Annotated in this window: 25 protein-coding genes, 2 tRNA genes and 1 other RNA gene; 8 read left to right on the top strand and 20 right to left on the bottom strand. The window is 69.8% G+C overall.

Going from position 1 to position 26,159, the window contains the following annotated elements; all coding sequences use genetic code 11:
• Positions 1-35: 35 nt before the first annotated feature.
• Positions 36-1,442 (top strand): sugar porter family MFS transporter, encoded by a 1,407-nt coding sequence (locus tag G9Q41_RS13340; protein WP_165633964.1) that lies wholly within the window; start codon positions 36-38, stop codon positions 1,440-1,442.
• 57 nt (positions 1,443-1,499) lie between these two features.
• Here the strand turns inward: G9Q41_RS13340 and G9Q41_RS13335 are convergent, their stop codons facing one another.
• Together G9Q41_RS13335 and G9Q41_RS13330 are read right to left on the bottom strand one after the other, a co-directional pair.
• Positions 1,500-2,225, bottom strand: coding sequence for a GreA/GreB family elongation factor (locus G9Q41_RS13335; RefSeq protein ID WP_221626326.1), 726 nt, complete (start codon positions 2,223-2,225; stop codon positions 1,500-1,502).
• A gap of 28 nt (positions 2,226-2,253) precedes the next feature.
• Complete coding sequence (locus G9Q41_RS13330) at positions 2,254-3,516, bottom strand: FAD-dependent oxidoreductase (protein ID WP_165633965.1); 1,263 nt, start codon at positions 3,514-3,516, stop codon at positions 2,254-2,256.
• 236 nt (positions 3,517-3,752) lie between these two features.
• Between G9Q41_RS13330 and G9Q41_RS13325 the strand changes: the two genes are divergently transcribed.
• A complete protein-coding gene (locus G9Q41_RS13325) occupies positions 3,753-5,291 on the top strand; it encodes a PucR family transcriptional regulator (protein WP_092527024.1) in 1,539 nt (512 codons plus the stop codon).
• Between the two features lie 85 nt (positions 5,292-5,376).
• On the opposite strand, the gene G9Q41_RS13320 is transcribed toward G9Q41_RS13325, so the two are convergent.
• Both G9Q41_RS13320 and G9Q41_RS13315 read right to left on the bottom strand, forming a co-directional pair.
• Positions 5,377-6,069, bottom strand: a complete 693-nt coding sequence (locus G9Q41_RS13320) for a DUF1028 domain-containing protein (protein WP_092527022.1) — start codon at positions 6,067-6,069, stop codon at positions 5,377-5,379.
• 163 nt (positions 6,070-6,232) lie between these two features.
• Complete coding sequence (locus G9Q41_RS13315; protein ID WP_165633966.1) at positions 6,233-7,657, bottom strand: FAD-linked oxidase C-terminal domain-containing protein; 1,425 nt, start codon at positions 7,655-7,657, stop codon at positions 6,233-6,235.
• A gap of 307 nt (positions 7,658-7,964) precedes the next feature.
• On the opposite strand from G9Q41_RS13315, the gene G9Q41_RS13310 reads away from it, so the two are divergent.
• On the top strand, positions 7,965-8,846 hold the full coding sequence (locus G9Q41_RS13310) for an aldo/keto reductase (RefSeq protein WP_165633967.1): 882 nt from the start codon (positions 7,965-7,967) through the stop codon (positions 8,844-8,846).
• Positions 8,847-8,974: 128 nt separating this feature from the next.
• Here G9Q41_RS13310 and G9Q41_RS13305 read toward each other — a convergent pair.
• The 6 genes from G9Q41_RS13305 to G9Q41_RS13280 form a co-directional block, all read right to left on the bottom strand.
• Positions 8,975-9,047: transfer RNA gene (locus G9Q41_RS13305), tRNA-Ala, on the bottom strand.
• A gap of 155 nt (positions 9,048-9,202) precedes the next feature.
• Positions 9,203-9,766: a DUF305 domain-containing protein gene (locus G9Q41_RS13300; protein WP_165633968.1), complete on the bottom strand. Its 564-nt coding sequence runs from the start codon at positions 9,764-9,766 to the stop codon at positions 9,203-9,205.
• A 66-nt stretch (positions 9,767-9,832) separates the two neighbouring features.
• Entirely contained in the window at positions 9,833-11,215 is a 1,383-nt protein-coding gene (locus G9Q41_RS13295; RefSeq protein ID WP_165633969.1) for a hypothetical protein, read from the bottom strand.
• A gap of 362 nt (positions 11,216-11,577) precedes the next feature.
• A tRNA-Ala gene (locus G9Q41_RS13290) sits at positions 11,578-11,650 on the bottom strand.
• A 286-nt stretch (positions 11,651-11,936) separates the two neighbouring features.
• Positions 11,937-12,170: a DUF6158 family protein gene (locus G9Q41_RS13285; protein WP_175455213.1), complete on the bottom strand. Its 234-nt coding sequence runs from the start codon at positions 12,168-12,170 to the stop codon at positions 11,937-11,939.
• Positions 12,171-12,248: 78 nt separating this feature from the next.
• Positions 12,249-13,595 carry an MFS transporter gene (locus tag G9Q41_RS13280; protein WP_245695957.1) on the bottom strand — a complete coding sequence of 449 codons (1,347 nt, stop codon included), beginning with the start codon at positions 13,593-13,595 and terminating at the stop codon, positions 12,249-12,251.
• A gap of 77 nt (positions 13,596-13,672) precedes the next feature.
• Here G9Q41_RS13280 and G9Q41_RS13275 point away from each other — a divergent pair, with 77 nt between their 5' ends.
• On the top strand, positions 13,673-13,942 hold the full coding sequence (locus G9Q41_RS13275; RefSeq protein ID WP_242687411.1) for an Imm1 family immunity protein: 270 nt from the start codon (positions 13,673-13,675) through the stop codon (positions 13,940-13,942).
• 290 nt (positions 13,943-14,232) lie between these two features.
• Here G9Q41_RS13275 and G9Q41_RS13270 read toward each other — a convergent pair whose 3' ends face one another.
• Positions 14,233-15,072 carry a GNAT family N-acetyltransferase gene (locus G9Q41_RS13270; protein ID WP_165633970.1) on the bottom strand — a complete coding sequence of 280 codons (840 nt, stop codon included), beginning with the start codon at positions 15,070-15,072 and terminating at the stop codon, positions 14,233-14,235.
• Between the two features lie 88 nt (positions 15,073-15,160).
• Complete coding sequence (locus G9Q41_RS13265; RefSeq protein WP_165633971.1) at positions 15,161-15,535, bottom strand: hypothetical protein; 375 nt, start codon at positions 15,533-15,535, stop codon at positions 15,161-15,163.
• 173 nt (positions 15,536-15,708) lie between these two features.
• Between G9Q41_RS13265 and G9Q41_RS13260 the strand changes: the two genes are divergently transcribed.
• The 3 genes from G9Q41_RS13260 (at position 15,709) to G9Q41_RS13250 (ending at position 17,905) form a co-directional block, all read left to right on the top strand.
• Positions 15,709-16,542, top strand: a complete 834-nt coding sequence (locus G9Q41_RS13260; protein ID WP_242687410.1) for a helix-turn-helix transcriptional regulator — start codon at positions 15,709-15,711, stop codon at positions 16,540-16,542.
• Positions 16,539-16,733 carry a DUF397 domain-containing protein gene (locus G9Q41_RS13255; protein ID WP_165633409.1) on the top strand — a complete coding sequence of 65 codons (195 nt, stop codon included), beginning with the start codon at positions 16,539-16,541 and terminating at the stop codon, positions 16,731-16,733. The genes G9Q41_RS13260 and G9Q41_RS13255 overlap by 4 nt, the downstream gene beginning before the upstream one ends.
• Positions 16,734-16,807: 74 nt before the next feature.
• Complete coding sequence (locus G9Q41_RS13250) at positions 16,808-17,905, top strand: ArsO family NAD(P)H-dependent flavin-containing monooxygenase (protein WP_165633408.1); 1,098 nt, start codon at positions 16,808-16,810, stop codon at positions 17,903-17,905.
• A gap of 120 nt (positions 17,906-18,025) precedes the next feature.
• Here G9Q41_RS13250 and G9Q41_RS13245 read toward each other — a convergent pair whose 3' ends face one another.
• From G9Q41_RS13245 to G9Q41_RS13235, 3 genes are all read right to left on the bottom strand, one after another.
• Positions 18,026-19,162: an acyltransferase gene (locus G9Q41_RS13245; protein WP_347567591.1), complete on the bottom strand. Its 1,137-nt coding sequence runs from the start codon at positions 19,160-19,162 to the stop codon at positions 18,026-18,028.
• Positions 19,163-19,229: 67 nt separating this feature from the next.
• Entirely contained in the window at positions 19,230-20,492 is a 1,263-nt protein-coding gene (nhaA, locus tag G9Q41_RS13240) for a Na+/H+ antiporter NhaA (RefSeq protein ID WP_165633407.1), read from the bottom strand.
• Positions 20,493-20,727: 235 nt separating this feature from the next.
• Positions 20,728-21,834, bottom strand: coding sequence for a cation diffusion facilitator family transporter (locus G9Q41_RS13235; protein ID WP_242687409.1), 1,107 nt, complete (start codon positions 21,832-21,834; stop codon positions 20,728-20,730).
• Here G9Q41_RS13235 and G9Q41_RS13230 point away from each other — a divergent pair.
• The gene (locus G9Q41_RS13230) at positions 21,833-22,189 is read left to right on the top strand and encodes a metalloregulator ArsR/SmtB family transcription factor (protein WP_165633406.1); all 357 of its coding nucleotides are present in this window, start codon (positions 21,833-21,835) and stop codon (positions 22,187-22,189) included. The genes G9Q41_RS13235 and G9Q41_RS13230 overlap by 2 nt on opposite strands.
• Positions 22,190-22,300: 111 nt before the next feature.
• Here G9Q41_RS13230 and ssrA read toward each other — a convergent pair.
• The 5 genes from ssrA to ftsE form a co-directional block, all read right to left on the bottom strand.
• Positions 22,301-22,672: a transfer-messenger RNA gene (gene ssrA, locus G9Q41_RS13225) on the bottom strand.
• A 99-nt stretch (positions 22,673-22,771) separates the two neighbouring features.
• Positions 22,772-23,794, bottom strand: a complete 1,023-nt coding sequence (locus G9Q41_RS13220) for an amidohydrolase family protein (protein ID WP_092526989.1) — start codon at positions 23,792-23,794, stop codon at positions 22,772-22,774.
• Positions 23,795-23,826: 32 nt separating this feature from the next.
• On the bottom strand, positions 23,827-24,303 hold the full coding sequence (gene smpB, locus G9Q41_RS13215; RefSeq protein ID WP_092528085.1) for an SsrA-binding protein SmpB: 477 nt from the start codon (positions 24,301-24,303) through the stop codon (positions 23,827-23,829).
• A gap of 123 nt (positions 24,304-24,426) precedes the next feature.
• The gene (ftsX, locus tag G9Q41_RS13210; RefSeq protein ID WP_165633405.1) at positions 24,427-25,329 is read right to left on the bottom strand and encodes a permease-like cell division protein FtsX; all 903 of its coding nucleotides are present in this window, start codon (positions 25,327-25,329) and stop codon (positions 24,427-24,429) included.
• Between the two features lie 76 nt (positions 25,330-25,405).
• Positions 25,406-26,095: a cell division ATP-binding protein FtsE gene (gene ftsE, locus G9Q41_RS13205; RefSeq protein ID WP_092526982.1), complete on the bottom strand. Its 690-nt coding sequence runs from the start codon at positions 26,093-26,095 to the stop codon at positions 25,406-25,408.
• Between the last annotated feature and the right edge of the window lie 64 nt (positions 26,096-26,159).

Here is a 26,159-nt window from a genome sequence, read left to right as displayed (position 1 = left end):
GTGCGAAGCCGGCACCGCCGTCGGAGGGAGCTGGTATGACGAGTGGCACCGCACGCGAGAGCAGCGACCTCCGACGCACCCGCGGAAGTGGTCTCGTCATCGGCGCGTCGATCATCGCGGCGTTCGGCGGGTTGCTGTTCGGCTACGACACCGGCGTCATCTCGGCAGCCATCCTCTACATCCGGCCGGAATTCGGGTTCGGCGACTCCACGCAGGAGGTCGTGGTCTCCTCGCTGCTCGTCGGCGCGGTCGCCGGTGTGATCGTCGGCGGCCCCGTGTCCGACCGCGCGGGCCGCCGCAACACACTCATCGCCGTGACCGTGCTGTTCGCGCTGGCCACGTTGGGCTGCGCGCTGACGCCGAACGTGGGGGTGCTGGTTCTCGCCCGTGGTCTCCTCGGAGTGGCGATCGGGGTCTCCTCGCTCGTCGTTCCCGGCTACATCGCCGAGATGGCACCTCCGCACCGGCGCGGCACGCTCGTGTCCCTGCACCAGTTCATGGTCACCGTCGGCATCCTCGTCTCGTACCTCGTCGGCTACGGCCTGTCCTCCACAGGAGCGTGGCGGTGGATGCTCGGCGTGGCCGTGCTGCCCGCCGCGGTCATGTTCCTCGGGTTGCTGCGACTGCCGGAGAGCCCGCGCTGGCTGCTCACCCACGGCCGCCACGAGGAGGCCCACCACGTGCTCTCCCGCACCCGGCCGCCGGAGCACGTCGACTCCGAACTCGCCGAGATCCGCGACACGGTACGGGCCGAAGGGCACATCACCTACCGCGAACTGCTCGGACCGCGCTATCGCCGGTGGATCTCCGTCGGGGTCGTGGCCGCGGGCAGCAGCCAGCTCGTCGGGGTGAACGCGATCATCTACTACGCACCCACGATCCTCACCGACGCCGGATTCGGCGACTCCGGTGCGATCCTGGCCTCGGTCGGCATCGGCACGCTCAACGTGCTGTTCACGGTGTTCGCGCTGGTGTTCATCGACCGCCTCGGACGGCGCCCGCTCATCCTCGGCGGCACGGTCGTGATCATCGCGGCCCTGGCCTTCATCGGGCTGCTTTTCACCCAACCGGTGCAGGGCACGGTCTCCGTGCTGCTCATCGTCGCCCTGATCGTCTACCAGTCGGCGTTCGCCTGCAGCCTCGGCATCGCGATCTGGCTGGTCAACAGCGAGATCTTCCCGAACAGCGTGCGCGGCAAGGCGGGGTCGTTCGGCATCGTCTCGCACTGGGCGCTGAACTTCCTCGTGTCCGTCTCGGTGCTGACCCTCATCGGCCTGTTCGGCGGTCCCTCCGGGGTCTTCTGGCTCTACGGCGTGCTCGGCCTGTTCGGGTTGATCTACCTCTACCGCTGGCTGCCGGAGACCAAGAACCGCACCCTCGAGGACATCGAAGCCGAGCTCACCAGCCGCACCGAGCGGCGGCGAACCCGTCGGGAGACGTGAGACCGCGGCTGCGGTTCCTGGCCGGCCGACACCACTCGAACGGGTCCGCTCGCGCGCTCAGCCGGAGGTCGGGGTTCCGTGCAGGCCGTACGGCACGGCCCGTACGAGGGTCACGCGCACGGTCGTGCCGCCGGGGACGCTGTAGCTGCGCTCGTCACCTTCCCGGGCGCCGATCAGGGCCGCGCCCAGCGGTGAGTCCGGTGAGTAGACCTCGATCTCACCGGGGGCCTCGCCTTCGCGGGCGCCGAGCAGGAAGGTCTCGGGATCGTCCTCGTCGTCGAACCGGATGGTGAGGACCATGCCGGGTTCGGCGATCCCGTCGTCCGCCGGGGTCTCACCGACCACGGCGTGGCTGAGCACGTCCTGGATCTGCTGGATACGGGCGTGGCGGCGGTTCGCGTCGGTGATGTATTCCGCGTCGGACCCGGCCGTGTCGGCCGAGTCCCGCCCGTCGGCGCCCGCGTCGCGCTCGCCGCGGAGCATCACCAGCTCGGTCCGGAGCTGCTCGTAAACCTCCTGGGTGAGCCATACGCAGTGTTCGCGTGGAGTTCTCATGGTTCCGTCCTCGTGGTGACCACCGCGAGCCGCGGTGGGGGCTGTGTCGTTGGCGACGCTCCGGACGAGACCGGCGTCCCGGGCGAACTCGGTCGCTAGTCGCAGCAGCATGTCCCGTTCGGTGCGCAGGAGCGTGTTCTCGGCCCGCAGCCAGTCCAGTTCCGCCCGCTCGTCCGGGACGAGCGGGGGGTTTCGGCCATGTCGCGTGGACGGGTCGGCGCCGGACATGACGGGGTCCTTTCCGACAGTGGCGGTTTCAGCGCGACGGGGCGAACGGGCGGAGCGCTTCGCTCGGCTTTCCGGTGGTGATGCGCTCGGCGAGCATGCGTCCGCTGACCGGCCCGTGCGTGAGCCCCCACATGCCGTGCCCACCGGCCACGTAGATGTCCGGATCGGACGCCACCGAACCGATCAGCGGGTAGCCGTCCGGGGACACCGGCCGAGGCCCCACCCATTCGTCGGTGCGCCCGTCCCAATCGACCCCGGTGAGGTACGGGCGGGCGGAGGCGATGATCGCCTCGATTCGAGCCGGATCGAGCGCGTCGTCGGGCTCGCGGAACTCCATCGTGCCCGCCACCCGGAGCCCGCCGCGGTAGGGAGTGCAGGCCACCCGGACGTCGGGCAGGTACATCGGGCCGGGGACGGGCTCCGCTGTCGGGACGGTGAACGAGTAGCCCCGCCCCGCCCGGACCGGCACCCGCAGGTCTCGGGTGAGCTCGCCCAGCCACGCTCCGGTGGCCAGCACGGTCGCGTCCGCCGTGAGGTCCTCGCCCGCGCTCGAAGTGACGGTGACGCCGCCCCGGCCGCGACGCGTGCCGGTCACGTCGAAGTCCGTGCGAATCGTGCCGCCCCGGTCGCGCACCGATTCAGCCAGCGATGCGACGAACGCGCCGGGATCGACGAAGCGTTGCCCGTCCAGCCGGATCCCGGCACCGATGCGCTCGGAGAGCTGCGGCAAGCGCTCGCGGACCTCGTCCCCGTCCAGTGCCGTGTAGTCGACCCGCTGACCGGCCCGGGACAAACGCCGGAACTCGCGCAGCAAACCCGTGGCCTGGCTCCTCGTCTCGAACACGGCGGTGATCGGCGCGGCGATCGTGGGGGCCTCGACCCCGTTCGCCGTGAGCACGTCGAAGGCCTCCAGGCACTCGGCGTTCAGCGGCAGGTTGGCCCGCACCGCGCGATTCCAGCCCCCCCAGGTGCAGCGAGCCGCGAACTGGAGCAGGAACCGCCACAGTCCGGGATTCCACGTCGCCGGGACGTGCAGCGGGGCACCCGGGTCCAGGAGCGCGCGCAGCCCGTACCGCAGGACGGCCGGTTCGTTCAGTGGCACGGCCAGTCCGGGGGAGAGCAGTCCCGCGTTGCCCCAGGAGGATCCGGCGGCCACTCCGTGGCGGTCGACCACGGTCACCTCGACGCCGCGCTCCTGGAGGAACCACGCCGTCGACAGCCCCACTACACCGGCCCCGACCACCACGGCGGTCCGCGGGCCACCGCTCGCGCGCGTGGCACCCCGATCCATGCTCAACCTCCACGTCCCGGCACGACTCGTTCCCGTCCAGGGTCTCCGATCCCCGAGTCGGACTGGTTGTACCGAGTGAACAATCGGTGGCAGCGATCTTGTCGTCCTCCGTCAAACGGGTGGCTGCCGCGGGCTGCTCGGTCCGGCGGCCCGGTTCCGGGAGACGTGCGTACAGTTCTCCTCGTGGGAACTGATGAACCCATGTCGTCGCGCGGGGCGCGGGAGGCGTGTCACACGTGGTCAAACTGGATCGATTGATCACCGTTCTCGGTGGTTACGGTGTTCGGCTGGTCGGGCCGGGCGCGGCACGCGAAACCGAGCTGCGCAGCGTGGCCATGCACGACCCGACCGACGAGTCGCCCGCGGTCGGGGACGTGTTCCTGGCGGTCGGGGTGGAGTCACCCGAGCGCGCCGCGGAGCTCGCCGCGGCTGCGCACGCGGCCGTGGTGCTGCTGCGCGGCGACTCCGCCGCCGCTGACGGAATCAACCGGGCCTGCGGGCAGCACGAGGTCACCCCCCTGGTCGTCGATCCCGCGGTTTCGTGGAGCCAGCTCGCCGAGGTCGTCTACGGGCTGGTGTTCGAGGGCCGGGAGACGGAGTCCGGGCGCGGTCCGAGCGACCTGTTCGCCCTGGCCGACACCGTGGCCGCAGCGGTCAAGGGGTCGGTCACCATCGAGGACCGGCTCTCGCGCGTGATGGCCTACTCGAGCCTGCAGCACGAGGTCGACTCCGCACGGCACGAGACGATCCTCGGCCGCCGCGTCCCCGAGGCGATCCGCAGGCTGTTCACCGAGCGAGGGGTGTTCGCTCACCTGTCCGTCTCGGACGAGCCGTTGTTCGTGCCCACCTCCCCCTCCCACGGGCTGGGCGGGCGCATGGTCATCGCCGTCCGGGCGGGGCGCGAGTTCCTGGGCTCGCTCTGGGTCGCCTGCGACGCGCCGCTGTCCGAGCAGCGCGCGCGGGTCCTGCGGGACAGCGCCCACACCGTCGCTTCCCACCTGCTGCGCTCACGCGTCAGCGCCGACCTGGAACGGCAGGTCGAATCCGAGCTGGTCATCCAGCTCGTCGAAGCGAGCCCGGACACGACCACCGCGCTCGGGAAGCTCGGGCTGGGACCGGGCCCGTTCCGCGTCATCGCCCTGCAGGCCCACGCCCACGGTGAGCGGCACGCGGCGGTCCTGCTCGCCTTCGAACGCGCCACCACCGGTTTCGGCTGGTCGCGTCCGGGGCGCAGCGCGCTGTTCGGCAACACCGTCTACACGATCCTGCCCTCCGACGAGGACCCCGCCGCAGCACGCGACTGGTTGCACACCATCATCACGAACCTGCCCGAGCACGTCACGATCACCGCGGGGATCGGCGCACCGGCCACGCCCAACCAACTCCCCACCAGCAGGAACGAGGCCGACGAGAGCCTGGCGCTGCACACCGCCCGCCCGGGTGACGCCCCCATCAGCTACGACGAGTCCTGGGACCGGATCCTGCTCCAGCGGTTGCGCACCGCCGCCGCGTCCGGACGGGTCCCCCCGCGCGGCCCCCTGGCCGACCTCGCCCGGCACGACGCCGCCCACGCCACCGATTACCTGTCCACGCTGCACGCGTGGCTCCGGGCCCAGGCGAACCTCACCGTCGCCGCCGAACGACTCGACGTGCACCCCAACACCGTTCGTTATCGCCTCCGCAGGATGCGGGGGATCACCGACCTGCGCCTCGACGACCCGGACGAGCGACTGGCCATGCTGATCGCGCTGGCCACCGACGCCGAACGCGCGTGACCGGTCCCGACACGGCCGCGCCCCACGACGCGAGCAGGCCGGAGCCCGCCCGCGCTCGGGCTGGGCCGGCACGCGCCACCGGGATTCAGGAATCGTCGGTGCTCAACAGCTGCTCGAACCTGCCTGCGGGGTGGGCACGCGTCGGCAAGGCATCCACGAACGGCCCCAGCTCCCGCTTCGCCACCTCGTGGACCCTGCGGAGCTCGGCTACCGGCTCGGCGTGCTCGTCCACCCGCAGATCCACGTACGGGTAAGGCTGACCGCTGTGGACGTACAGGGCCGCGCTCTGCTTGCCGCGCCGGTCCCCGCCGGCCTCCTGACCGGCTTCCAGGGCCGTCAGCAGCCGCTCGGCCAGCGGACTTCCCGCGGAGTCCTCGAACCGCTCGGCCATGGCCTCCACGGTGCCGCCGCCGACGAGAGTGTTGCCCGCCACCGCGTAACCGGTCCCCAGCCGGTGACCGCTCCAGGGGTGGGTCTCCGAGCCGGTGTGGGCGGCAGCACCCCCCGACGCGTCCACCACCGCGACCTGCCGTCCCTCCATGGCGGGATCCGTCTCCCGAACACGGGACAACGTCTCCTCCGCGGAGTGGTACCGCAGCAGTTCCAGGCCGTCCGCCCCCAGCAGTGGGTTGATCAACGCCTGCGTCGCGATCGCCCCCGCATCCGCACGGGCGAACACCGCCAACCCGCCGATCGCGGGCATCCGCGTGCTCATAGCCACACCGCACGTCGCAGTATCGGTGTCGTACGCGACGATCGAGAAAGTCCCCGTGTACATCGGGCCGAGCCTACAGCGCGACCGCACTGGGCCGAAAAACTCAGCGGGCCCACCCGCGGAGGGTGAACCCGCTGATCGCCGAAAGTGGAGCTGACGGGACTCGAACCCGTGCCCCCTGACTACACCTGCTGCCCACCCCGGCCCGAGCCGTCCCCGCGCCGGTTCAAGCCTGCGCCGGGTCGACGACCTTGGTCGGGTTGAACAGGTTCAACGGATCCAGCGCCTGCTTGACCGCGTCCTGCACGGCGCAGACCTCGGGGCCGAGCTCGCGTTCCATGCCCTCCCGCTTGAGCAGGCCGACGCCGTGCTCGCCGGTTACGGTGCCGCCGAGTTCCAACGCGGCGGAGAGGATGTCCTCGAAGGCCGCCTGCGCGGCCCGCTTCGCCTGCTCGTCGTCCGGCGGTGCCAGCAGCAGCGGGTGCAGGTTGCCGTCCCCGGCGTGCGCGATGGTCGCGATCCGCGCCTGGTGCCGCTTACCGATCTCCTCGACTCGCGCGAGCATGTCCGGCACCGCTGACTGCGGCACGCACACGTCCTCGGTCAGCACCGGGCCCAGCCGCTCCAGCGCCGGGTAGGCCAACCGGCGCGCGGCGAACAGCGCCTCGGCCTCGGTGGCGTCGGTGGACTGCTCCGTCCACGCCGCGCCCCCGTCGGTGAAGGCGGTGGCGAGCTCGGTGGCCTCGGCGGTCCCCGCGTCACCGGGTGTGTCCACCCTGGCGAGCAGCAGTGCCGCGGTGTCCGGTTCGATGCCGAGGTGCTTCCAGTCCTCCACGGCACGCATGCAGGACCGGTCGAGCAGCTCCAGCGCGGCGGGGCGCAGCCCGCGTCCGGTGCACAGCGCGACAGCGCGCCCGGCCTCGACCAGGGAGCCGAACGCCCCGACCACGGTGCGCGGGTTCTCCCGGGGCAGCGGCCGCAGCCGCAGGGTGAGCTCGGTGATCACCCCGAGCGTGCCCTCCGAACCGACCAGCAGCCCGGCCAGGTCGTAACCGGCGACCCCCTTCGCGGTGGCCCGGCCCAGCCGCACCTCCGTGCCGTACGGACCGGCGGGCCCGCCCATCACGGCCCGCATCCCCAGCACGTAGTCCCGCGTCACGCCGTACTTGAGGCAGCACAGCCCGCCCGCGTTGGTCGCTGCGTTGCCGCCGAGGGTGGACCAGGGCGAGCTGGCCGGATCCGGCGGGTACCACAGGCCGTGCTCGGCGAGCTCCTTGGTCAGCTCGTCGTTGATCACCCCGGGCTGCACGACCGCGCGGAGGTTCTCGGCGTCGATCTCCAGGATCCGGTTCATCCGGGACAGGTCGAGCAGCAGGCAGTTCTCGGTCGCGTTGGCCCCTCCGGACAGGCCGGTGCCCGCTCCCCTGGTTACCACCGGCACGCCGAGCTCGGCGCAGGCCCGAACCGCCCGGCCGACCTCCTCGGAAGAGCGGGCGCGCAACGCGCCGAGCGGCCGCCCCACCTCGGCCCACTCCCCGTCGTCGTGGGCCAGGCTCGACAGCACGTCCGGGTCCTCGACGAGGTCGAGGCCGTCCAGCGCGGTGCGCAGCTCGTGGCCGACATCGGTGCCGGGCCGTGCGGGAGTCTCCATCGTGACCGTTCCTCCGGGATCGGTGGGCAGTGCGCCTCCGGCCGCGCGGCACGGACGAGCTCGCCGCGCTGCTCGGCGGTGGTCGCGGCGGATCGGCGCGGGCCGAACCCGCCGGGTGCGAACCTCGCGAGCAGCGCCTCGTGGCAGTTGCTCGCCGAGCAGGATCCACGGCGGAGCTCGGATGCCCGACCGGGGCGGGCACGTGAGTCTACGCCTCGGTAGGGATCGCGATCTCCCACGATCGTGGGTACAGCGGGGTGATGGCAGACCCTCCCCGCCCTCCCGGAGCGTTCCTAGCTTGGGAAGCATGACCACGAGTTTGACCCTGAACAACGGGACCGAGATGCCCGCCGTCGGCTTCGGCGTCTTCCAGACGCCACCGGCCGAGACCGTCGAGGCGGTCGAGAACGCGCTGCGCACGGGATACCGGCACATCGACACGGCGGCCGCCTACGGCAACGAGCGCGAGGTGGGCCAGGCGATCCGCAACTCGGGTCTGGACCGCTCCGAGGTGTTCGTCGAGACCAAGGTCTGGATCAACGACTTCGGCCACGAGCAGACCCTGCACGCCTTCGACAAGAGCGCGGGCAAGCTGGGACTCGACCAGATCGACCTGCTGATCCTGCACCAGGCGCTGCCCGAGCGCTTCGACCTGACGCTGGAGGCCTACCGCGCGCTGGAGAAGCTGCTCGCGGACGGGCGCGTGCGCGCCATCGGGGTGAGCAACTTCACGCGCGACCACCTCGACCGCCTGCTGCGGGAGGCCTCGATCGTGCCCGCGGTCAACCAGATCGAGGTGCACCCGTACTTCCAGCAGCCCGACGTGCTCGCCGCCGACGCCGAGCACGGGATCGTCTCGCAGGCGTGGTCGCCGATCGGCGGGATCACCTTCTACCGCGACAGCGGGCACACCAACACGCTCGACGACCCGACCATCGCGCGGATCGCCGAGGAGCACGGCAGGACGCCCGCGCAGGTCATGCTGCGCTGGGGGCTGCAACGCGGCCGTTCCGTGATCCCGAAGTCCACCCGCCGCGAGCGCATCGAGGAGAACTTCGCGGTGTTCGACTTCGAGCTCACCGACGAGGAGCTCACCGCCATCGACGCGCTCGACACGGGCGTGCGCGGCGGTCCCGATCCCGAGGACGTCACCCTGGAGGCCTTCGGCAAGGAGATCCCCGAGGCCTGACCACCGGACAGCGCCGCTCGGCGGTGGATCCGGCCGGCTCCGCCGCCGAGCGCTCGACGGAGCGCAGTGGAGCGGGACGCAACAAATCAGCGGGCTCACCCGGAGGTGAACCCGCTGATCGTCGAGCGTGGAGCTGACGGGACTCGAACCCGTGACCCCCTGACTGCCAGTCAGGTGCGCTACCAACTGCGCCACAGCCCCGCTGTTCTCGCTGTTGCGGGATGTTCGGTTCGTCGTCACCGCTCATCCCTTGCGCGAACACCATACACAGTCCACGCGCGGACCCTTGCCAGGGGGTCCCCTTCCGCGCGCACGGCCCGGGCCGCCGGTGACCGCCCGGGCGCGGTGCGCTCAGCTCACGCGGACTCGCGCATGTCGTGCATGGTCGCGAGCTGAGCCTTCTGGGTGGACATCATGTCCTGGGCCAGCTGGCTCAGCTCCCGGTCGCTGCCGTTGAGGATCACGTCCCGCAACATCACGACCGCGCCGTCGTGGTGCGGGATCATCAGGTCCAGAAACATCCGGTCGAACTCGGCCCCGGACAGCGTCGCGAGCTGGTCCATCTCCTCCTCGGTGGCCATGCCCATCCGCTCGAGCACGTCGGGCTGGTCGAGCAGGTCCTGGTAGGCGGTCTCCGGATCGGTCATCGGCAGGCCGTTGCGGCCCTGCCAGCCCCGCATCATCAGGATGTCCAGGTCCTGCTCGGTGCGGATGCGCTCGGCCAGCGACTTCACCCGGGAGTCGGCCGCGCGGTCCGGAGCCAGTTCGGACATGACGATCGCCTGGTAGTGGTGCGGGATCATCATGCGGGTGAACTCGGCGTCGGTATCGTTGTGGGCCTGGGTGGCCGCGCTCGCGGTCCCGGCGCCGAGCAGACCTGCCAGCAGAACCACCAGCAGGGGAAGTCTCCGCAGGAACATCTCCTGCTCCCTTCCGAACGGCCTGCGCCGGGCCCGGTGCGAGACCGGACCCGGCTGCAGGACGGGTCACTCGGGGTACGAGTACTGCGTCTGGGGGTTGAGGACGTCCCGGTGGACCTGCGCCGCCTTGCCCATGCCGGGGCCGGTCACCTTCATGACGTCCAGCCCGCGCGTGATGTCGCTGGAGTAGATGTAGCCGTTGTAGTAGTACGCCGACCAGGAACCGCCGAGGACCAGGTTGTTCTCGTCGACCGGACCGCGGTCGAAGTGGCCGATCTCCTTCGGCGCGGTGGTGTCGGTGAAGTCGAAGATCGACACCCCGCCCTGGTACCAGGACTGCACGTAGACGTTGCGGCCCGGAACGGGGATCAGGTTCCCGTTGTGCGCCACGCAGTTCTCGGTGTCGGTCTGGTCGCGCGGGATCTTGTAGTAGCTCTGGAACTCGAGCTCGCGATCGTCCCCGCTGCCGGTGATGTTGTAGATCGCGTTCGCGCCGTGCTTGGGGCCGACCTCGTCGTTGCAGGTCGGCGCGCCGCCACCACCGAGCTCATCGGTGAACAGGACGCTCTTGCCGTCATTGGTGAACGTCGCCGAGTGGTAGAACGCGAAGTTCGGGTCCTCCACCGTGGTGATCACCCGCGGTTCGGCGCGGTCGGAGATGTCCATCAGCGCCCCGTCACCCATGCAGGCACCACCGGCGAGGTCGTGCTCCGGGTAGACCGTGATGTCGTGGCAGCCGGCGGTGCCCGCAGCTCCGCCGTCGGGGAACAGCACCGGCTCGGCGACCACCTTCGCGGCATCGGGGCTACCGGCCGGGACGTTGATGACCGAGATCGAGTCGTGCGGCGGCTGGCAGTTCGGGAACGCCTCGTCCGGGTTGTACGACGAGACGTACAGGAACAGGTCGTCGGTGTTCTTGCCCGGGACCATGGTGTGGGTGTGCGAACCGCAGTTGGTCTTGACGCCCTTGACGTAGCGCGGGTTCGCCTTGTCGCTGATGTCGAAGACCCGCATCCCCTCCCAGGAGTTCGGGTCCTCGTAGGATCCCTGCTCGCTCTGGCAGGTGGCGTCGGTGCGCGCGTAGTCCACCGACATGAACAGCAGACTGCCGTCCGGGCTCACCGACACGTCGCCCTGCCCGCCCGGGCAGTGCACCTGGGTGACCGTCCTCGGCTTGTGCGGCTTGGAGATGTCGTAGATGGTGAAGCCGTCGTAGCTGCCCTGGATGGCGTAGTTCTGGTAGAACGCCAGATCGGTGTGGTTCGACTCCTCCAGCGGCCCCTGCCGTGGCACGTTGGCCACCGGGTGGACGTTGTTGCTGTGCTGCACGTCGTCACCCTGCGATTGGGCCGCGGCGGACGGCGCGATCAGCGCCAGCCCGGTGACGGCGGCGGCCAAGCCGAGCGCGAGCGGCCTCCGGGGTCGCCGTCGGCCACGTAACTCCAGCATTCGGTCAACCTCCCTGAAATCCTCGAACCAGGATCGGCCGGGCGAGCCGGCAAATCCGGATTCTCCGGCGAGAGATCATTACACGCGGCGAGGATTTCGGACAGTGGATAACCGACTGCTTGCGAAAAGCACAGCAGCCACAGCGGAAGTGCGCAGCAGTGCCCGCTGGTCCGTTCGGAGCACCGGACCGCGCGAGCAGGGCCTGCGCGGGCGGCACGACCTCGAGGTGGAAGGGACGCCGCGAGCGAGAACCGAGCGCCCAGCGAGCCCCGCACGAGAACGAGCTCTGCACGAAAAAAGGTCGCTCCCGCACGACTCGCGGAAACGACCTCGAAAGGAACGATCACACCATGACCGATCGGTGGAGCTGACGGGACTCGAACCCGTGACCCCCTGACTGCCAGTCAGGTGCGCTACCAACTGCGCCACAGCCCCTCTGCTGTTGTCCAGCACTGCGGTTCTGCTCTCCCCGCCTGCTGTTCTGCCAACACTTTACAACAGACTCGATCGAGTCCTCGCAGGGGGTCCCCGCGAACTCGGGATCCGCCCGGGCGGAGCCGCCCCACCGCGAGCGGCAGGACCGTGCGCGGCGGTGACCTCGTCAGGATCCGCGGCGGCGTCCCCTCGCCGGGCCCACCGGAAGCACCGGGCACCGGTGTCGGGGCCGGTGCTCTCGGCGGCCTCGGCCGCGAGCTCCGCGCGGGTCCGCCCGGCAGTCGGTTCAGGCGTGTTGCCCGACGTTTCGCGCTCCCTCCCTGGTCCGGCGCGGGTTCACCTCCCGTTCGGGGTGTCTGCGCAGGTACTCCTGCTCCAGCTCGAAGGTCCGGCGGGTGTGCTCCTCGAGCGCGTCAGCGGAGCCGTGCAGGAAGGTCTCGTTCCGCGTCTCGTGCAGGTGCCGCAGTTCCCGCCGCAGCGCGTCCTCGGACAGCTCGGCGGCCTCGATCCCGGTTTCCATCGACACGCACTCCCCTCGTCCACCGGTTTTCCGGTGGGGTACCCGCTCGGGAGCGGTGCCACACCGCCGAGCGCGGTTTCAGTCGGCCGCGCCGCGCTCGGCGGGACCGGTGCTCCCCGCTGATTCGGTGCTCCCCGCTGACTCGGCGGACCCCGCGGGCTCGGACCGCTCGGCGCGGCTCCCGCGCCCCAGCGTCTCGGGCGAGAACAGCCACATCAGCAGCGCCACCACTGCCACGCACCCGGTGAGCAGGAAGGCGGGACCGTAGGACAGCTCCTCCGCCAGCGCCCCGGCCAGCGGCGGACCGAGGATGGTGCCGACGTCGGCCGACATCTGGAACGTGGCCAGCACCGGCCCGCCCTTGGCCTTCGGGCCGACGATGTCGGCCACGGCCGCGCTCTGCGCCGGGGTGAACAGCCCCATGCCGATGCCGCCCAGCAGGGAGGCGCCCAGCAGCCAGGGCACCGAGTCGCTGAAGCCGATCGCGGCGCTGCCCACCGCCGCGATCGCCAACCCGCTCAGCAGCATCGGTTTGCGCCCCCGCGAGTCGGCCAGCCTGCCCGCCGGGATCAGCACGGCCGCGTTGCCCGCGGCGAACACCGACAGGGCGACGCCGGTCATGGCGTCGGACAGCCCCATGGCCTCGACGATGAACAGCGGTATCAGCGCGATCCGCACGCCCTGGGCGGTCCAGCCCTTGCTGAAGTTCGCCAGCAGCGAGGCGCGGTAGCTGGGATCGCGCAGCGCGGTGGTGACCTTGAGGTCCGGGGCGGCCGCCTGCTGCTGCGGATCGGCGAGCGTGGAGTTGCGCAGCAGGAACCAGCCGACGAAGGCGGCGATGTACAGCGCGACGCCGTAGATCAGGAAGGGCAGCCGGAGGGAGAACCCGATCAGCAGCCCGCCGAGCACCGGCCCGGAGATGCTGCCGAGCAGGAAGCTGGTGGCCCACAGCCCGGAGGCCCTGGCCCGCAGGTGCGCCGGGGCGAGCCGCACCAGCAACGCGAGCGCCGAGACGGTGAACATGGTGGACCCGATGCCGCCGAGCCCGCGGAAGACGAGCAGCTGCCAGTAGGACTGCGCGAAGGCGCAGGCGGTGGAGCTGATGCCGACGATGACGATGCCGAGCACGTAGTTCGGGCGCTCGCCGAACAGCGAGACCAGCTTCCCGCTGGCCGGGGCGAAGACCAGCCGCATCAGCGCGAAGGCGCTGACGATGAACGCCGCGGCCGTCACGCCGACGTTGAAGCTGGTCGCGAAGGTGGGCAGCGCTGGCGAGACGATGCCCATCCCGATGGCGACGATGAAACCGCCGCTGATCAGGACCCATATCTCGCGGGGCAGCTCGGCGAGGGTGCTCTTGCTCGCCTTCGTCCCCGCCTGCGAGGGTTCCGGGGCGTCCTCGGTGGTCGATCGCGTCTCGGGCACTGCGCCTCCTTCACGTCCGGCAGGCACAAGTCCACGCGCGGGTGAAATATTCCCGAACTCGGAGCCGCACGCGTGTGATGGCGACGACTCGAGCACGGGCTCCGCTTGAGAGGCGTGCTTCCCCCGGCGAACGCCCCGGGATCTTCCGGCACGGCACCACACGAGGCCTTCACGACACCGACCGGTACCACGATCGATTCACCGCTGTTCCTGTCGAGCAGGCCCGCCAAGCCCTTCGCGAGTTCTGCCGCACCGGAGGAGGACGTCCCACATCGGTCTCATGGGTGGCCGGTGACTACTACGGACGAATCATCGAAAGGCTGACGGTAGCCACCAGAGCGGCCTGACGCCTCCGGGAAACCGTTGAACCAGCTCCACCGGCCCGCCGCACGGCGCGACCGGGGTGCGGAAGTGAGCGGAACCAGGCGATCCGAGACGGCGACGCCTCGGCGCGGCGGTGCCGGAACGACCACCGCGGCAGGAACCCGTCCGAGTTCCGCGCGGGGAACGTTCCGCGCGGAACGTCCCGAAGCTGCGCGCTCGATCCTTCAACGCCCACGACGCCGAAACCACCACCCGAGCGAGAGGTTCCGCCGGAGGAGCAGCCACGACGAACCGGGCAGGAAGCCTCGAGCGGTCAGTCGAACAGCTCGTCCACGCTCCTGGTGTAGGCGGTGACCTCGTAGGCGGTGGCGAAGCCGCAGGCCTCCGCGAAGCGCTGCGCGCTCCCCCCGTCCTCGGCGTGGGTGGCCACCAGCCGCGCCCCGGCCCGCGCGCCCGCGTCCACGGCGCTGCCCACGAGGTCCCTGCCCCGACCACGCCCACGCCTGCCCGGCCGCACGGCGATGTGCTCGATCAGCCCGACCCCGGAATCGACGAACCCGAGCACGAAACCCGCGGGCCGGTCCACCTCGGTGTCGGCGATCACGTGCAGCAGGCAGCGCGGGTCGTCCAGGCGCTGCGCGAGGTTGCGCGGCAGCTTGCGCTCCGCCCCCTCCGAGAGGTCGAGTTCGTCCGACAGCAGCTCGGCGATCGGTTCGAGGTCCTCCTCGACGGCCTGGCGGACCGGGTACGTCCCGGTCCGTTCCGTCTCGGCTCGCTCGATGCGCTGCACCAGCGCCACGTTCTCCGCGACCGCGTGCCACCCCGAGTCGTCGGAGATCCCCTCGATGTCGGCGACGGTCGTCGGCGAGGCGTGCACCACCGCTTCGGGACGTCCCGCGTCGGCGAAGACGCGTTCCAGCCGGAACAGGGTGGTGGCCACTTCCGCGGAGGTGCCCCACAGTCCGCAGGCGCGGTTCCCGAGGGCCAGCGGGTTGCCCGCGTTGAGCACCACGTCGGCGACGCCGACCTTGCCGGTCCGCCCGTCGCGGACTGCTCCGGAGGCCAGCTGAGCACGTTCGACCTGCGCGGCCAGTTCGCGGGCCTGCTCCGGGGAGAGCAGTTCTTCGTCGTCGGGGTCGTGCAGCGGATCCACTCCCACATTGTGGCTGCCACCGGCACGTCCCCGTCCCGCGGTCGGGGTGGTTCCGGCCGGGTGGCAGTCGCGCTCCCGCAGCGATGTCTCAGGAGGCGTGGGCCTCGCGGCGGCGCAGGTCGTGGAAGGAGTCGGCCTGCGCCGTGAGCACGCGCACGCCCTCGACGTTGATCCCGCTGTCCTCGACGTGGGTGGTGAACACCTCGTCGCCGCTCCACACGAAGTAGCTCTCCCGCAGGTAGTAGCCCGGGTCTCCCTCGGCCAGCCAGGTGCCGAACTCCGCGATGTAGAGCCCGAACTCGCACCGCCTCCGGGTCAGCTCCTCCACGGCCCAGGCGTGCAGCCCTTCCCGGAGTCGCTCCCAGTCGCCGTGCGCGTCGAGCTCCCTGCTGGCCACGCGCACGTCCCGCCCCGGGCTCACGCCGGGGGCCGGAGCCTCCTCGAGGGTGTATCCCAAACGCACCGCGATCACTCCCCTACTGCCTGGATACACTGATCAGCTGGCAGTGCATCCCGTGTTCTGTGACACAGAAAATCCTAGGGGTACATTGACACTTGCACAGTACCCCGAAAGAATGTTCTTCGACGGAGAGCTGAAGTATGGCCCACTCGCGCCCCACCATCGAACGTCGCCAGTTGGGCGCCGAACTGCGCAGACTCCGCGAAGCAGCAGACAAGAGCCAGAAGGAAGCCGCCGAGGTGATCGAGTGCGACACGACACTGGTCAGCCGCACAGAGCGCGGCCAGCGTTCACTCAAAATCATGGAGCTCAGAAGTCTGCTGGACTTCTACGGCGCCCCTGCGAGTAAGCGCGAAGAGATCCTCGAGCTCGGGCAGGCAGCACGGCAACGACAGGCGCGCCGGATGTATTCGGACGCGTTCCCCGGATCATTCCGGCGAGTCAGTGACCACGAACAGGAAGCCACCGAGATCTACTACTCGGAAAGCGAAGTCGTCCCCGGCCTGCTCCAGACCGAGGACTACGCCAGAGCGCTGATCCAGATAGCTAGAGCAGCCGTTGCCAAAGCCGATCCCGAAGACATCGAAACGCGTGTTCAGTTCAGACTGGAACGGCAGCAGGTACTCAGCAAGGAACACCCTCCCCTCTTGTGGTTCGTGATCGGGGAATCAGCGCTCCGCAGGCCGGTTGGACGACACGAAGTGCTGCGCGACCAACTCCGCTACCTGCTGGAAGTCATCACCAAGCACCGCCAGGTAGTCATCCAAGTAGCTCCGCTGTCCATAGTCGACCATCCACTGCTCGGTGGATCCATCGGTATCTTTCGGTTCGGAGGTGCTGTGCCCGACATTGCCCACCAGGGCACCTTCATCGGAGGCGGTGTCTACATGGATGATGTGAAGGACATTGCGGAATGCTCGTACGCGTTCGACCAGCTGCGAGCCGTAGCACTCGGCCCGGAAGAGTCCCGCGACTTCATCACCGAGCGCCTGAAGGAGCTGGAGACATGAGCACGAACACCCCTCTGACAGGCTGGTTCACCAGCAGCTACAGCGGCGGCAACAACAACACCTGCGTCGAGGCCCGCTTCACCACGCGGGGCATCGACGTCCGCGACTCCAAGAACCCCCGACAGGGCCACCTCAGCTTCACCACCCCCCAGTGGAGCAGCTTCCTCGCCGACCTCCACACCCAACGCTGACCCGCCGGGAATACTCCTCCGCTGCCGGACGCTCGCCGACACGGAGAGAACCAGCAGTCTCGAAGGGATGCGTCGTGCCGGAACCCGAGATCCTGCGCCACCGGGTGGACGTGGTCGTCATCGGAGGCGGACAGGCGGGTCTGGCCGCGGGCTACTTCCTGCGGCGCGCCGGTCTGGACTTCGCGATCCTGGACGACCGGCAGGAGCCGGGCGGCTCCTGGCAGCGCGTGTGGCCCTCGCTGCGGTTGTTCTCACCCGCGCGGCACAACCCGCTGCCCGGCTGGCCGATGCCCCCGCAACCGGGCGTCGAGTTCCCGGACGCGGACCACACCGTCGACTACCTGCGCCGCTACGAGCAGCGTTACGAGCTGCCCGTCCTCCGGCCGGTGCGCGTGACCGGGGTCCACGAGGCCGAGGAGGGGCTGCTCGTCGACTCCCCGCAGGGGCAGTGGCACGCCCGCGCCGTGATCAGCGCCACCGGGACCTGGCAGTCCCCGTACGTCCCGAGCTACCCGGGGATGCGGGAGTTCGCGGGCCGACAGCTGCACACGGCCTCCTACCCCGGTCCCGAGTCGTTCGAGGGCGAGCGCGTGCTCGTGGTCGGCGGGGGCAACTCCGCGGCGCAGATCCTGGCCGAGCTGTCCACCGTCGCCGAGACCACCTGGGTGACCCGCAGGCCACCGCGCTTCATGCCCGACGACGTGGACGGCAGGGTGCTGTTCGACGTGGCCACCCGGCAACGCGCCGAGCGCGAAGCAGGCGTGGCGGACTCGGGAGGCGTCGGGGCGCTCGGCGACATCGTGATGGTCGAGAGCGTGCGCGCGGCCCGGGAGCGGGGAGCGCTGCACGCCCACCCGATGTTCACCGGGCTCACCCGCGACGGGGCGGTCTGGCCCGACGGCTCCGCGGAGAACTTCGACAGCGTCGTGTGGTGCACCGGCTTCCGCCCCGCGCTGCGCCACCTGCGTCCGCTGGGGCTGCGCCGCGAGTCGGGCAGGATCCCCACCGCGGGAACCCGCAGCGTCGAGCTCCCGCGGCTGCACCTGCTCGGCTACGGGGACTGGACCGGCCCTGCCTCGGCCACCCTGATCGGGGCCGGGCGCACCGCCCGCACAGCGGTCTCCGAGATCGTGAGCACGCTCGCCGAGCGGAACCGCACCAACGCGGACTGAAGCGCCCGCGCGGACGATCCCGACGTCGGGCAGCTCGCCACCCGACGTCGGACGCCCGCGGCGATCCCACGGCCCGGGCTCGGCCACGCGACCAGCCGAGCGGACCGAGCCGCGCACTCGCTAACCGACCCGCGCCGGCGCCCTGCGCTCGGGCACGAACCGGTCGTAGACCTCCATCAGGTAGCGATGGGCCGGCTGCTCCACCACCCGGGTGAGCATCCACCCGAGCAGCACCCCCGTGGCGAGCATTCCCAGCGTCTGCACCGTGGTCGGCGCACCCAGGTCCTGCAACCGCCGCACCACCATGTGCCCGAGGGACTGGTGCATCAGGAACACGCCGTAGGAGATCCCCGCGTACCACTGGATCGGCTTGTACGCCGAGCGCGGGATCAAACTCTCCCAGTCGGGGCCGCGCGCCACGAGCGCCACCACGCACAGCCCGATGCTCACCCCGATGGTGGAACCGAGGTCCGCCGACAGCATCCCCTCGGTGTCGGGGGCGAAGCTGTGCAGCCACTGCGCCACCATGCAGCTCGCCAGCAGGGCGGCGAAGTGCGCGTTGCCGATCCTGCCCTTGGAGGACCAGAGCCAGATGGCCACCCCGGCCACGAAGAGGTGCCAGCGGTGCAGGCCGAGCCCGTCCGCCAGCACCACGTAGACGTGCGAGGCCTCGGAGGCCCGGATCGGCCACTGCAGCATCGGCAGCAGCACGGCGCCCCAGAGCACCCACACGATCCGACCTCCGTGCCCCCAGCGGCTGCGGTACAGCAGGGCCGCCGCGGTGAACCCCATCAGCTGCAGCGGAATGGTCCAGTGCGAGACGTCGATGAACTCGAACCGCTCCGGCATCCAGTGCCACAGCATCAGCAGGTGCTCGACGAGATCCCTGGTCCGGGGCCAGAACCACCCCTCGATGTAGTAGGCCCTGGTCAGCAGGAAGATGATCAGCGATCCCGCCACGAAGGCCGGCAGCAGTCGAGCTATCCGCCCCCACCAGTAGCGCAGCACCGTCCCGCGTCCGATCGTCACGCACGCGAAGTAGGCCGAGATCACGAGAAGCAGGCTGGCACCGACCTGGTAGGGGAAGTAGAACGTTCGCGGCTCGATCTCGGGATGGAACTCCACGCTCACCGTGGTCGAGTGGTAAAGCATCACCAGGGTCACACACCCGGCGCGAACCACGTCCCAGCTGATCTTGCGACGGCTCCCCTGTCTGGGGACTACCACGAATACCCACTCCCGTTGTTTCGACTGCACCGATCCGCTCCGTGGTCAATCGCGCACCGCCGGGCGCGCGTTAACGCACGAAAGGGCGATACACCGCTCAACCCTCGGGTTGTTCGCTCCGAGCACGTCGGTGGGCCCGATTGCGCAGCGCCAACACGAGCGAAGCGGACAACGCCGCGAGCGCCGATCCCATCAGAACGGCCACCTTGACGTGTTCGGCACGGTCCCCCGTCGCGTCGAAAGCGAGTTCACCGATCAGCAGGGAGACGGTGAACCCGATCCCGGCGAGCAACGCGACCCCCACAAGATCCCACCAGGACAGATCGGAGTCGAGCTGCGCACGGGTGAACTTGGCGAGCAGGAAGGTCGAGCCGAATATCCCGGCCAACTTACCGAGTACGAGCCCGGCTATCACAGCGGGGACCACCGGATCGGAGAAAGCCGCCGAGATCCCGCCGTCACGCAGGGAGACCCCCGCGGCGAACAGCGCGAACACCGGCACCGCCACACCGGCGGAAACGGGGCGCCAGCTGTGCTCCATGTGCTCGGCCGGACCGGGCTGCCCTCCGTCGCGCCGCAGCACCGGCACGGTGAAGCCGAGCAGCACTCCGGCGATCGTGGCGTGCACTCCCGATTCGTGCACCAGGATCCAGGTGAGGACGCCGAGCGGGATCAACGCCCACCACCAGGACTTGCGCAGCTGGACGAGCGCGCCGAAGGCGAGCAGGGGCAGCAGCGCCCCCAGCAGCGGAGTGACGTGGAAGTCGTCGGTGTAGAAAACGGCGATGACGGTGATGGCGAGCAGATCGTCCACCACGGCCAACGTGAGCAGGAAGGCCCGCAGGGAGCTCGGCAGGTGCTTGCCGATGATGGCGAGCACGGCCAGCGCGAAGGCTATGTCGGTGGCGGTGGGGATGGCCCACCCCTGCAGCGCCTGGCCACCCGCGCTCGCCGCGATCACCAGGTAGACCAGGGCGGGCACGACCATTCCGCAGATCGCCGCCACGACCGGCAGCACAGCCCGGCGCGGATTGCGCAGATCCCCCGCCACGAACTCGCGCTTGAGCTCCAGGCCCACGACGTAGAAGAAGATCGCCAGCAGCCCGTCGGAGGCCCAGTGGGCCAGGTTCAGATCCAGCCCCAGCGCGGCCCCTCCGGGCCACGGCACGTACTCGGACGCCGCCGAGTACGAGTCCCCCCAGGGCGAGTTCGCCCAGACCAGCGCGGCCACCGCCGCCACGAGCACGAGCACACCGCCGACCGTTTCCGTGCGGAGGATGTCCGCGAGCGTCCTGGCCTCCGCGTTCGGCGTCGGAGCGAATAGTCGGCGCACGGGCGTGCGCTGTCGGTCAGCTGCCATCGACAACCCCTGTTCGGAATCACTACGTCAACATCGCCGACCAGCCTTCCCGGCACACCATTTGTACGATTTTAGGCGTTGTGTCCATCGAGCCACGTCCCCCGCGCACTCAGCGCGAGCGGCTCTCACATCCGACCCGTCCGGCTCGTGCCCGGCAATGATGCCCCATGGAACACGGAGGACGCAGCCTGGAAGCCGACCGCGAACCCTCCTGTCAACCTCCCAGTGATTCCCCTCACCGAATCCCGTGGGCCGCGTCGACGGGATGAGCGTGCACGGTCGCGCCCTCCAGGCGGGGAAGCTCGGTGCGCAGCCGTTGCTCGGCCTCGTGAGCCACCTCGTGGGCGCGGGACAGGGTGAGACCGCCGAGCACGCCGAGCTCGACCTCGGCACGCAGCGCGTGCCCGATCCACCGCAAGCGCACGGCGTCGACGCTGCGCACCTCGGGATGCTCCTGCAGAGCCCGGCTCGCCCGCTCCACCAGCTCCGGCGACACCGAGTCCATCAGCCTGGCCAGCACCCGCTTGGCGGCCGAGTACGTCACCACGGCGATGGCGAGCCCGATGGCCAACCCCACGAGCGGGTCCGCCAGCGACCAGCCCACCAGGGACCCCACGGCCGCGAGCACCACTCCGAGCGAGGTCAACGAGTCGGTACGCGCGTGGAGACCGTCCGCCACCAGCGCGGCCGAACCTATCCGGCGCCCGGTCCGGATGCGGACCACCGCGGCGATCTCGTTGCCCAGGAAACCGACGACACCGGCCGCGGCCACGACCAGCGGATCGCTCATGTCCCCCGGGGAGAGCAACCTCCCCGCCGACTCGACCAGAGCCGCCACGGCCGAGGCGGCCACGACCAGCACGACGGTCACCCCGGCCACGTCCTCGGCCCGCCCGTAGCCGTAGGGGAACCGCCGGGTGGCCGGACGGCGGCCCAGCAGGAAGGCGATGCCGAGCGGAACCGCCGTCAGGGCGTCGGCCACGTTGTGCAGGGTGTCGGACAGCAGGGCCACAGAACCGGACAGCAGGAACACTGCGGCCTGCCCGACCGCGGTGACCCCCAGGGCCAGCAGCGAGATCCACAGTGCCCGCATCCCCGCCCGACTCGTCTCCAGCGCGTGATCGACGCGTTCGGCCGCGTCGTGCTCGTGCGGGACGAACAGGTGCGCCAGGGAGTGCCACAGCGCCCGCGGCGTCCACCGCCCCGGGGAACCGTGCGCGTGCTCCGCCCCCTCGTACCGCCGCGCTCCCCGCCCGCTGCCGGGCCCGGAACCGGACGTGCCCATCACCGCTGCCTCCAGCTCTTGCGACGCGACCGGACGCTCGGCAGTATATGTGCTCATGTACGCACGCGACGACATCGCAGCAGCGCAGCAGTGGCAACAACTGCCGAGCGGCGAGCACGTGGAAGCTGCCACGGAGGCCTTCCGGATGCTGTCCGACTCGACCAGGGTGCGGCTGCTGTGGCTGCTCTGCGGTGCGGAGCACGACGTGGCCACGCTGGCCTCCCTGGTCGGGGTGGCCCGGCCCGCGGTGTCCCAGCACCTGGCCAAGCTCAGACTCGCCGGGCTCGTCACCCTCCGGAAGGAGGGCAGAAGAGCGCTCTACCGGGCGCGCGGAGGCCACGTGCGCCGCCTGCTCGCCGAGGCCGTCGAAGCCGCCGACCACCGGCTGACCGGAGCGGACGAGCACGACTGACCCCGCGTGGAAAGCCGTGCGCGGGGCGGGAGCTCGGGACAGCAAAAGGGCCCCGCTCGGCGTAAACCGCCGAACAGGGCCCATGCTCGAGTTCGCGACCACGATGGCCGCTCGTGGAGGTGCCGGGATTCGAACCCGGGTCCTCTGTCGCCTCACCAAGGCTTCTCCGTGCGCAGTCCGCTATGTCACTGCTTGGCTTCACCGGTCACGCGGACAAGCCGGTGTGACAAGCCCAGTCGCTGTGCGATGTCCCGTTGGGCTCCGCGACCAAGCCCAACGGTGAGTCCCCTAAACGATGCCGGGGTCCGGGTCGGAGACTCACCCGGTCCGACAGAGTCGCTACTCGCTCATGCGGCGAGTGCGAACTCGCGCTGACTCTTGTTGTCGGCGCTTGTTAATTTACGGCGACGCTTTCGGTGGTCTTCCGCCTGCACCGGCACGCTTCCCTTGGCTCAACGGCCAGAGTCGAAACCGTTCACCCCCGTGTTCTGTTTTCCAACAGCCCGGACCCCGCGGAACTCGCACCACGGCGTCCTCATCAAGTGTAACGTCCCGCAGCCGCGCGATCATTCCCGGATCACGTCACGATCCGGGCTCGATCCCGCGATCCAACTCCGTGGACTGCACACCCAGCGATTCCTCGGGACGATTCACGATCTCGGTGATCGCGTCCCCGCCACATCCGAGCAACCGCATGGGCGTGTCGTGCAACACCGAACGCAGGAACGGTATTCCCAGCCTCCGGTCCCCGAACGCCCAACCGGCCACGGCAGCCAACTGCTCCGCGTACGGGTACGGGATGTTCGGGAAGTCCGACCCCAGCACGACGCGGTCGGCGATCCCGACGAGCCGCTCGCCCCAGTCCGACGGCAACGGGGCCAAGCGCTCGGAGAACGCCACTCCCACCATCGTCGTGTCCACGTACACGTTCGGGTAGGACCGCACGAGGTCCAGTGCACGGGCGTACTCGGGCATCCCCGCGTGGGCGAGCACGGTCACCAGCCGCGGGTGCCGTTCCAGCACCTCGGCGAACACGTCGAGCCCGGTGAACCGTCCGCGCAGCGGCCCGTGCCCGCAGTGGATCACCACCGGTGTCCCCGCCTCTGCCAGCAACCCCCAAGCGGGATCCAGCAACGAGTCTCGCGGGTCGAACTCACCAACCTGAACGTGCAGCTTCACGCAGTGTATTCCCGCGTCCAGGGCAGCGGCCACGTACTCGTGGACCCCCGGTTCGGGGAACATCGTCGCGGTCGGAACCGCTCCCTCAGTTCGCGTCCCGAACTCGTGGACCCACGAGTTGAGCCACTCGGCCATCCCCGGTTTGTGCGGGTAGACCAGCGGCGCGAACCGGCGCACCCCCAACGCCCGAAGCGTGTCCAACCGGGTCGCCTCGTCGTAGCGGTAGTGGATCGGCCACTCGATACCGTAATGCTCTCCGGCACTGTCGAAATACTGCCACACCTTCCGCAGCACCCGCTCCGGCAGGAAGTGGGTGTGCAGATCCACCAGTCCGTCGATCCCGAGCTCGGCCAACCATCTCGGGACCTCGGTGTCCTCGGCCGGCCCCAGGGAGGGATCACGGGACAAACCGGAGGTCAGGTCCATCCGACTCCTCTCGCCACGCGCGTCCGGGGGCTTCAGCGCATCCCCTTGCGGTGCTGGCCTATGGCCCGGGCCATCTCGCGCTCGGCGTCCCGCTTGGCCATGTCCCTGCGCTTGTCGTGAATGCGCTTGCCGCGGGCCAGCGCCAGCTCGACCTTGGCCTTGCCGTCCGAGAAGTACAGCGAGAGCGGGACGAGACTCAGCCCGCTCTCCTTGGTCTTGCCCATCAGCCGCTCGATCTCGTCCCGGTGGAGCAGCACCTTGCGGGACCTGCGCGGGGCGTGGTTCGTCCACGTCCCCTCGGTGTACTCCGGGATGTGCATGTTCCGCAGCCACACCTCGCCGTGATCGATCGTGGCGAAGGAGTCGACCAGCGAGGCACGTCCCTGGCGCAGGCTCTTCACCTCGGTACCGGTCAGGACCAGACCCCCCTCGTAAGTGTCCAGCACCGTCCAGTCGTGCCGCGCCTTGCGATTGCGCGCGATCAGGTTGTGGCCACGTTCCTTCGGCATACCGCGAGGATAGCCCCGAACCGCGGGAGACCACGACGCGGTTTCCCACGGGGCCGTGCGAGCGCGCCGAGCACCGCGCACGACCCCCGGGCGGAGCGAGTCCTCCGGTCGAGCGAGTCCGAATCAGATCCGCACGTACAACCGCAGGGTCAGGTAACCGGTCAGTCCCGAGATCGCCGAGGCGACCAGGACCAGGATCGGCGAGACGAAGGCGATGTCGGCGTAGCTGACCGGGGTCAGCAGCCCCGCGTTGGTGAGCGGCTGCATGAGCCCGTCGAGGAAGGCCTCCTTGATCACGACGAGCAGCCCCACCGCGGCCAGGGAGCCGATGATGCCCGAGACCATCGCCTCGAGCAGGAAGGGCAACTGGGTGTACCAGCGCGAGGCCCCGACCAGCCGCATGATCCCGGTCTCGGTGCGCCTGTTGAACGCGGAGAGCTGGATGGTGTTCGAAATCAGCAGCAGGGCCGCGAAGGCCTGCAGGGCCGCGATCAGGAAGGTCCCGTCCCGGACGTCGTTGAGCTTGCCGACCATCTGCTGCACGAACTCCGACTGGTCGTCGACGTTGGCCACCCCGGCGCTGTCACCGAACTGCTGCTTGATGGCGGCCGGGTCGACGTTCTGGCCCAGCTCGACCCACAGCGCAGCGGGCAGCGCCTCCGGACGCGCGATCTCGCGCAGCTCCGGGCGGTTCTCGAACTTCTCGATCGCCCGCTGGTACACCTGCTGCCGGTTCTGGTACTCCACCGACTGCACCCCGGAGGCCTGCTCGAGCTCGGAGCGCAGGCCCGCGCACGGTTGCTGTTCGCAGGTGGAGTCGTTCGCGCTGACGTCGTCGTTGAGGTAAACCACGACGTCGGCCGCCTGCTGCAGCGATTCCTGGGCCTGATCCACCTTGCGGACCACGACCAGGCCGCTGCCCAGCAGCGTGAGGGAGACCGCCGTGGTCAGGATCATCGCGATCGTCATCGACACATTGCGACGAAGGCCGTTGACGACCTCGCTGGATACGAAGCTCGCGCGCATCTTGAGTCAGCTTTCGGTGCGGTCTAAAGGCTGGAGAGGTCGGAAGGAGCGGCCGGCCACGGCCGGGGAGGTCGACTCAGCGACCCACGCCGTACACGCCACGGGCGTCGTCACGGATGACCTTGCCGTGGCTGAGCTCGACGACCCTCCTGCGCATGGAATCGACGATGGAGTGGTCGTGGGTGGCCATGACCAGCGTGGTCCCGGTGCGATTGATGCGTTCGAGCAGGAGCATGATGTCCTGGCTGGTGTCCGGATCCAGATTTCCGGTGGGCTCGTCACACATCAACACCAGCGGGCGATTGACGAACGCCCGCGCGATCGCCACGCGCTGCTGCTCACCGCCGGACAGCTCGGCAGGCATGCGATCGGCCTTGCCGTCGAGCCCGACGAGCTGCAGCACCTCGGGAACCACCTTGCGGATCGTGTGTCTCGGCTTCCCGATGACTTCGAGCGCGAACGCGACGTTCTCGGAGACGGTCTTGTTGTTCAGCAGGCGGAAGTCCTGGAAGACGCAACCAACCCGCTGACGCAGCTTCGGGACGCGCCTGCGCGGGAGCTTGGCGACGTTCCAGTCGGCGACGATGACCCGTCCCTCGCTGGGCACCTCCTCGCGCAGCAGCAGCTGAAGGAAGGTCGACTTCCCCGAGCCCGACGGCCCGATGAGGAACACGAACTCGCCTTTGTCCACCGAGACCGAGACGTCGTCGAGGGCGGGGCGCGCCAACGTCTTGTACGTCTTTGACACGTGTTCGAGCCGGATCACGGTCAGTGAGCCTACCTGGACCCCTCAGCCGGACCGTCACTCACCCGTACTACTCGGCAGCGCC

The organism is Actinopolyspora sp. BKK2, from assembly GCF_011291845.1.
Classification (GTDB): domain Bacteria; phylum Actinomycetota; class Actinomycetes; order Mycobacteriales; family Pseudonocardiaceae; genus Actinopolyspora; species Actinopolyspora saharensis.
Note: the sequence above shows the minus strand (reverse complement) of the source record. Positions and strands in the feature narration are given on the sequence as shown.

Bases quoted from the DNA above. Each gene is read 5' to 3' on its own strand.
- G9Q41_RS13230 (WP_165633406.1), top strand. From the start codon at position 21,833: ATGTACGCACGCGACGACATCGCAGCAGCGCAGCAGTGGCAACAACTG.
- G9Q41_RS13335 (WP_221626326.1), bottom strand. From the start codon at position 2,225: ATGTCCGGCGCCGACCCGTCCACGCGACATGGCCGAAACCCCCCGCTC.
- ftsX (WP_165633405.1), bottom strand. From the start codon at position 25,329: ATGCGCGCGAGCTTCGTATCCAGCGAGGTCGTCAACGGCCTTCGTCGC.
- smpB (WP_092528085.1), bottom strand. From the start codon at position 24,303: ATGCCGAAGGAACGTGGCCACAACCTGATCGCGCGCAATCGCAAGGCG.
- G9Q41_RS13285 (WP_175455213.1), bottom strand. From the start codon at position 12,170: ATGGAAACCGGGATCGAGGCCGCCGAGCTGTCCGAGGACGCGCTGCGG.
- G9Q41_RS13220 (WP_092526989.1), bottom strand. From the start codon at position 23,794: ATGGACCTGACCTCCGGTTTGTCCCGTGATCCCTCCCTGGGGCCGGCC.
- G9Q41_RS13320 (WP_092527022.1), bottom strand. From the start codon at position 6,069: ATGTACACGGGGACTTTCTCGATCGTCGCGTACGACACCGATACTGCG.
- G9Q41_RS13315 (WP_165633966.1), bottom strand. From the start codon at position 7,657: ATGGAGACTCCCGCACGGCCCGGCACCGATGTCGGCCACGAGCTGCGC.
- G9Q41_RS13330 (WP_165633965.1), bottom strand. From the start codon at position 3,516: ATGGATCGGGGTGCCACGCGCGCGAGCGGTGGCCCGCGGACCGCCGTG.
- G9Q41_RS13340 (WP_165633964.1), top strand. From the start codon at position 36: ATGACGAGTGGCACCGCACGCGAGAGCAGCGACCTCCGACGCACCCGC.
- G9Q41_RS13255 (WP_165633409.1), top strand. From the start codon at position 16,539: ATGAGCACGAACACCCCTCTGACAGGCTGGTTCACCAGCAGCTACAGC.
- G9Q41_RS13310 (WP_165633967.1), top strand. From the start codon at position 7,965: ATGACCACGAGTTTGACCCTGAACAACGGGACCGAGATGCCCGCCGTC.
- G9Q41_RS13300 (WP_165633968.1), bottom strand. From the start codon at position 9,766: ATGTTCCTGCGGAGACTTCCCCTGCTGGTGGTTCTGCTGGCAGGTCTG.
- G9Q41_RS13275 (WP_242687411.1), top strand. From the start codon at position 13,673: ATGGCGACGACTCGAGCACGGGCTCCGCTTGAGAGGCGTGCTTCCCCC.
- G9Q41_RS13235 (WP_242687409.1), bottom strand. From the start codon at position 21,834: ATGAGCACATATACTGCCGAGCGTCCGGTCGCGTCGCAAGAGCTGGAG.
- nhaA (WP_165633407.1), bottom strand. From the start codon at position 20,492: ATGGCAGCTGACCGACAGCGCACGCCCGTGCGCCGACTATTCGCTCCG.
- G9Q41_RS13295 (WP_165633969.1), bottom strand. From the start codon at position 11,215: ATGCTGGAGTTACGTGGCCGACGGCGACCCCGGAGGCCGCTCGCGCTC.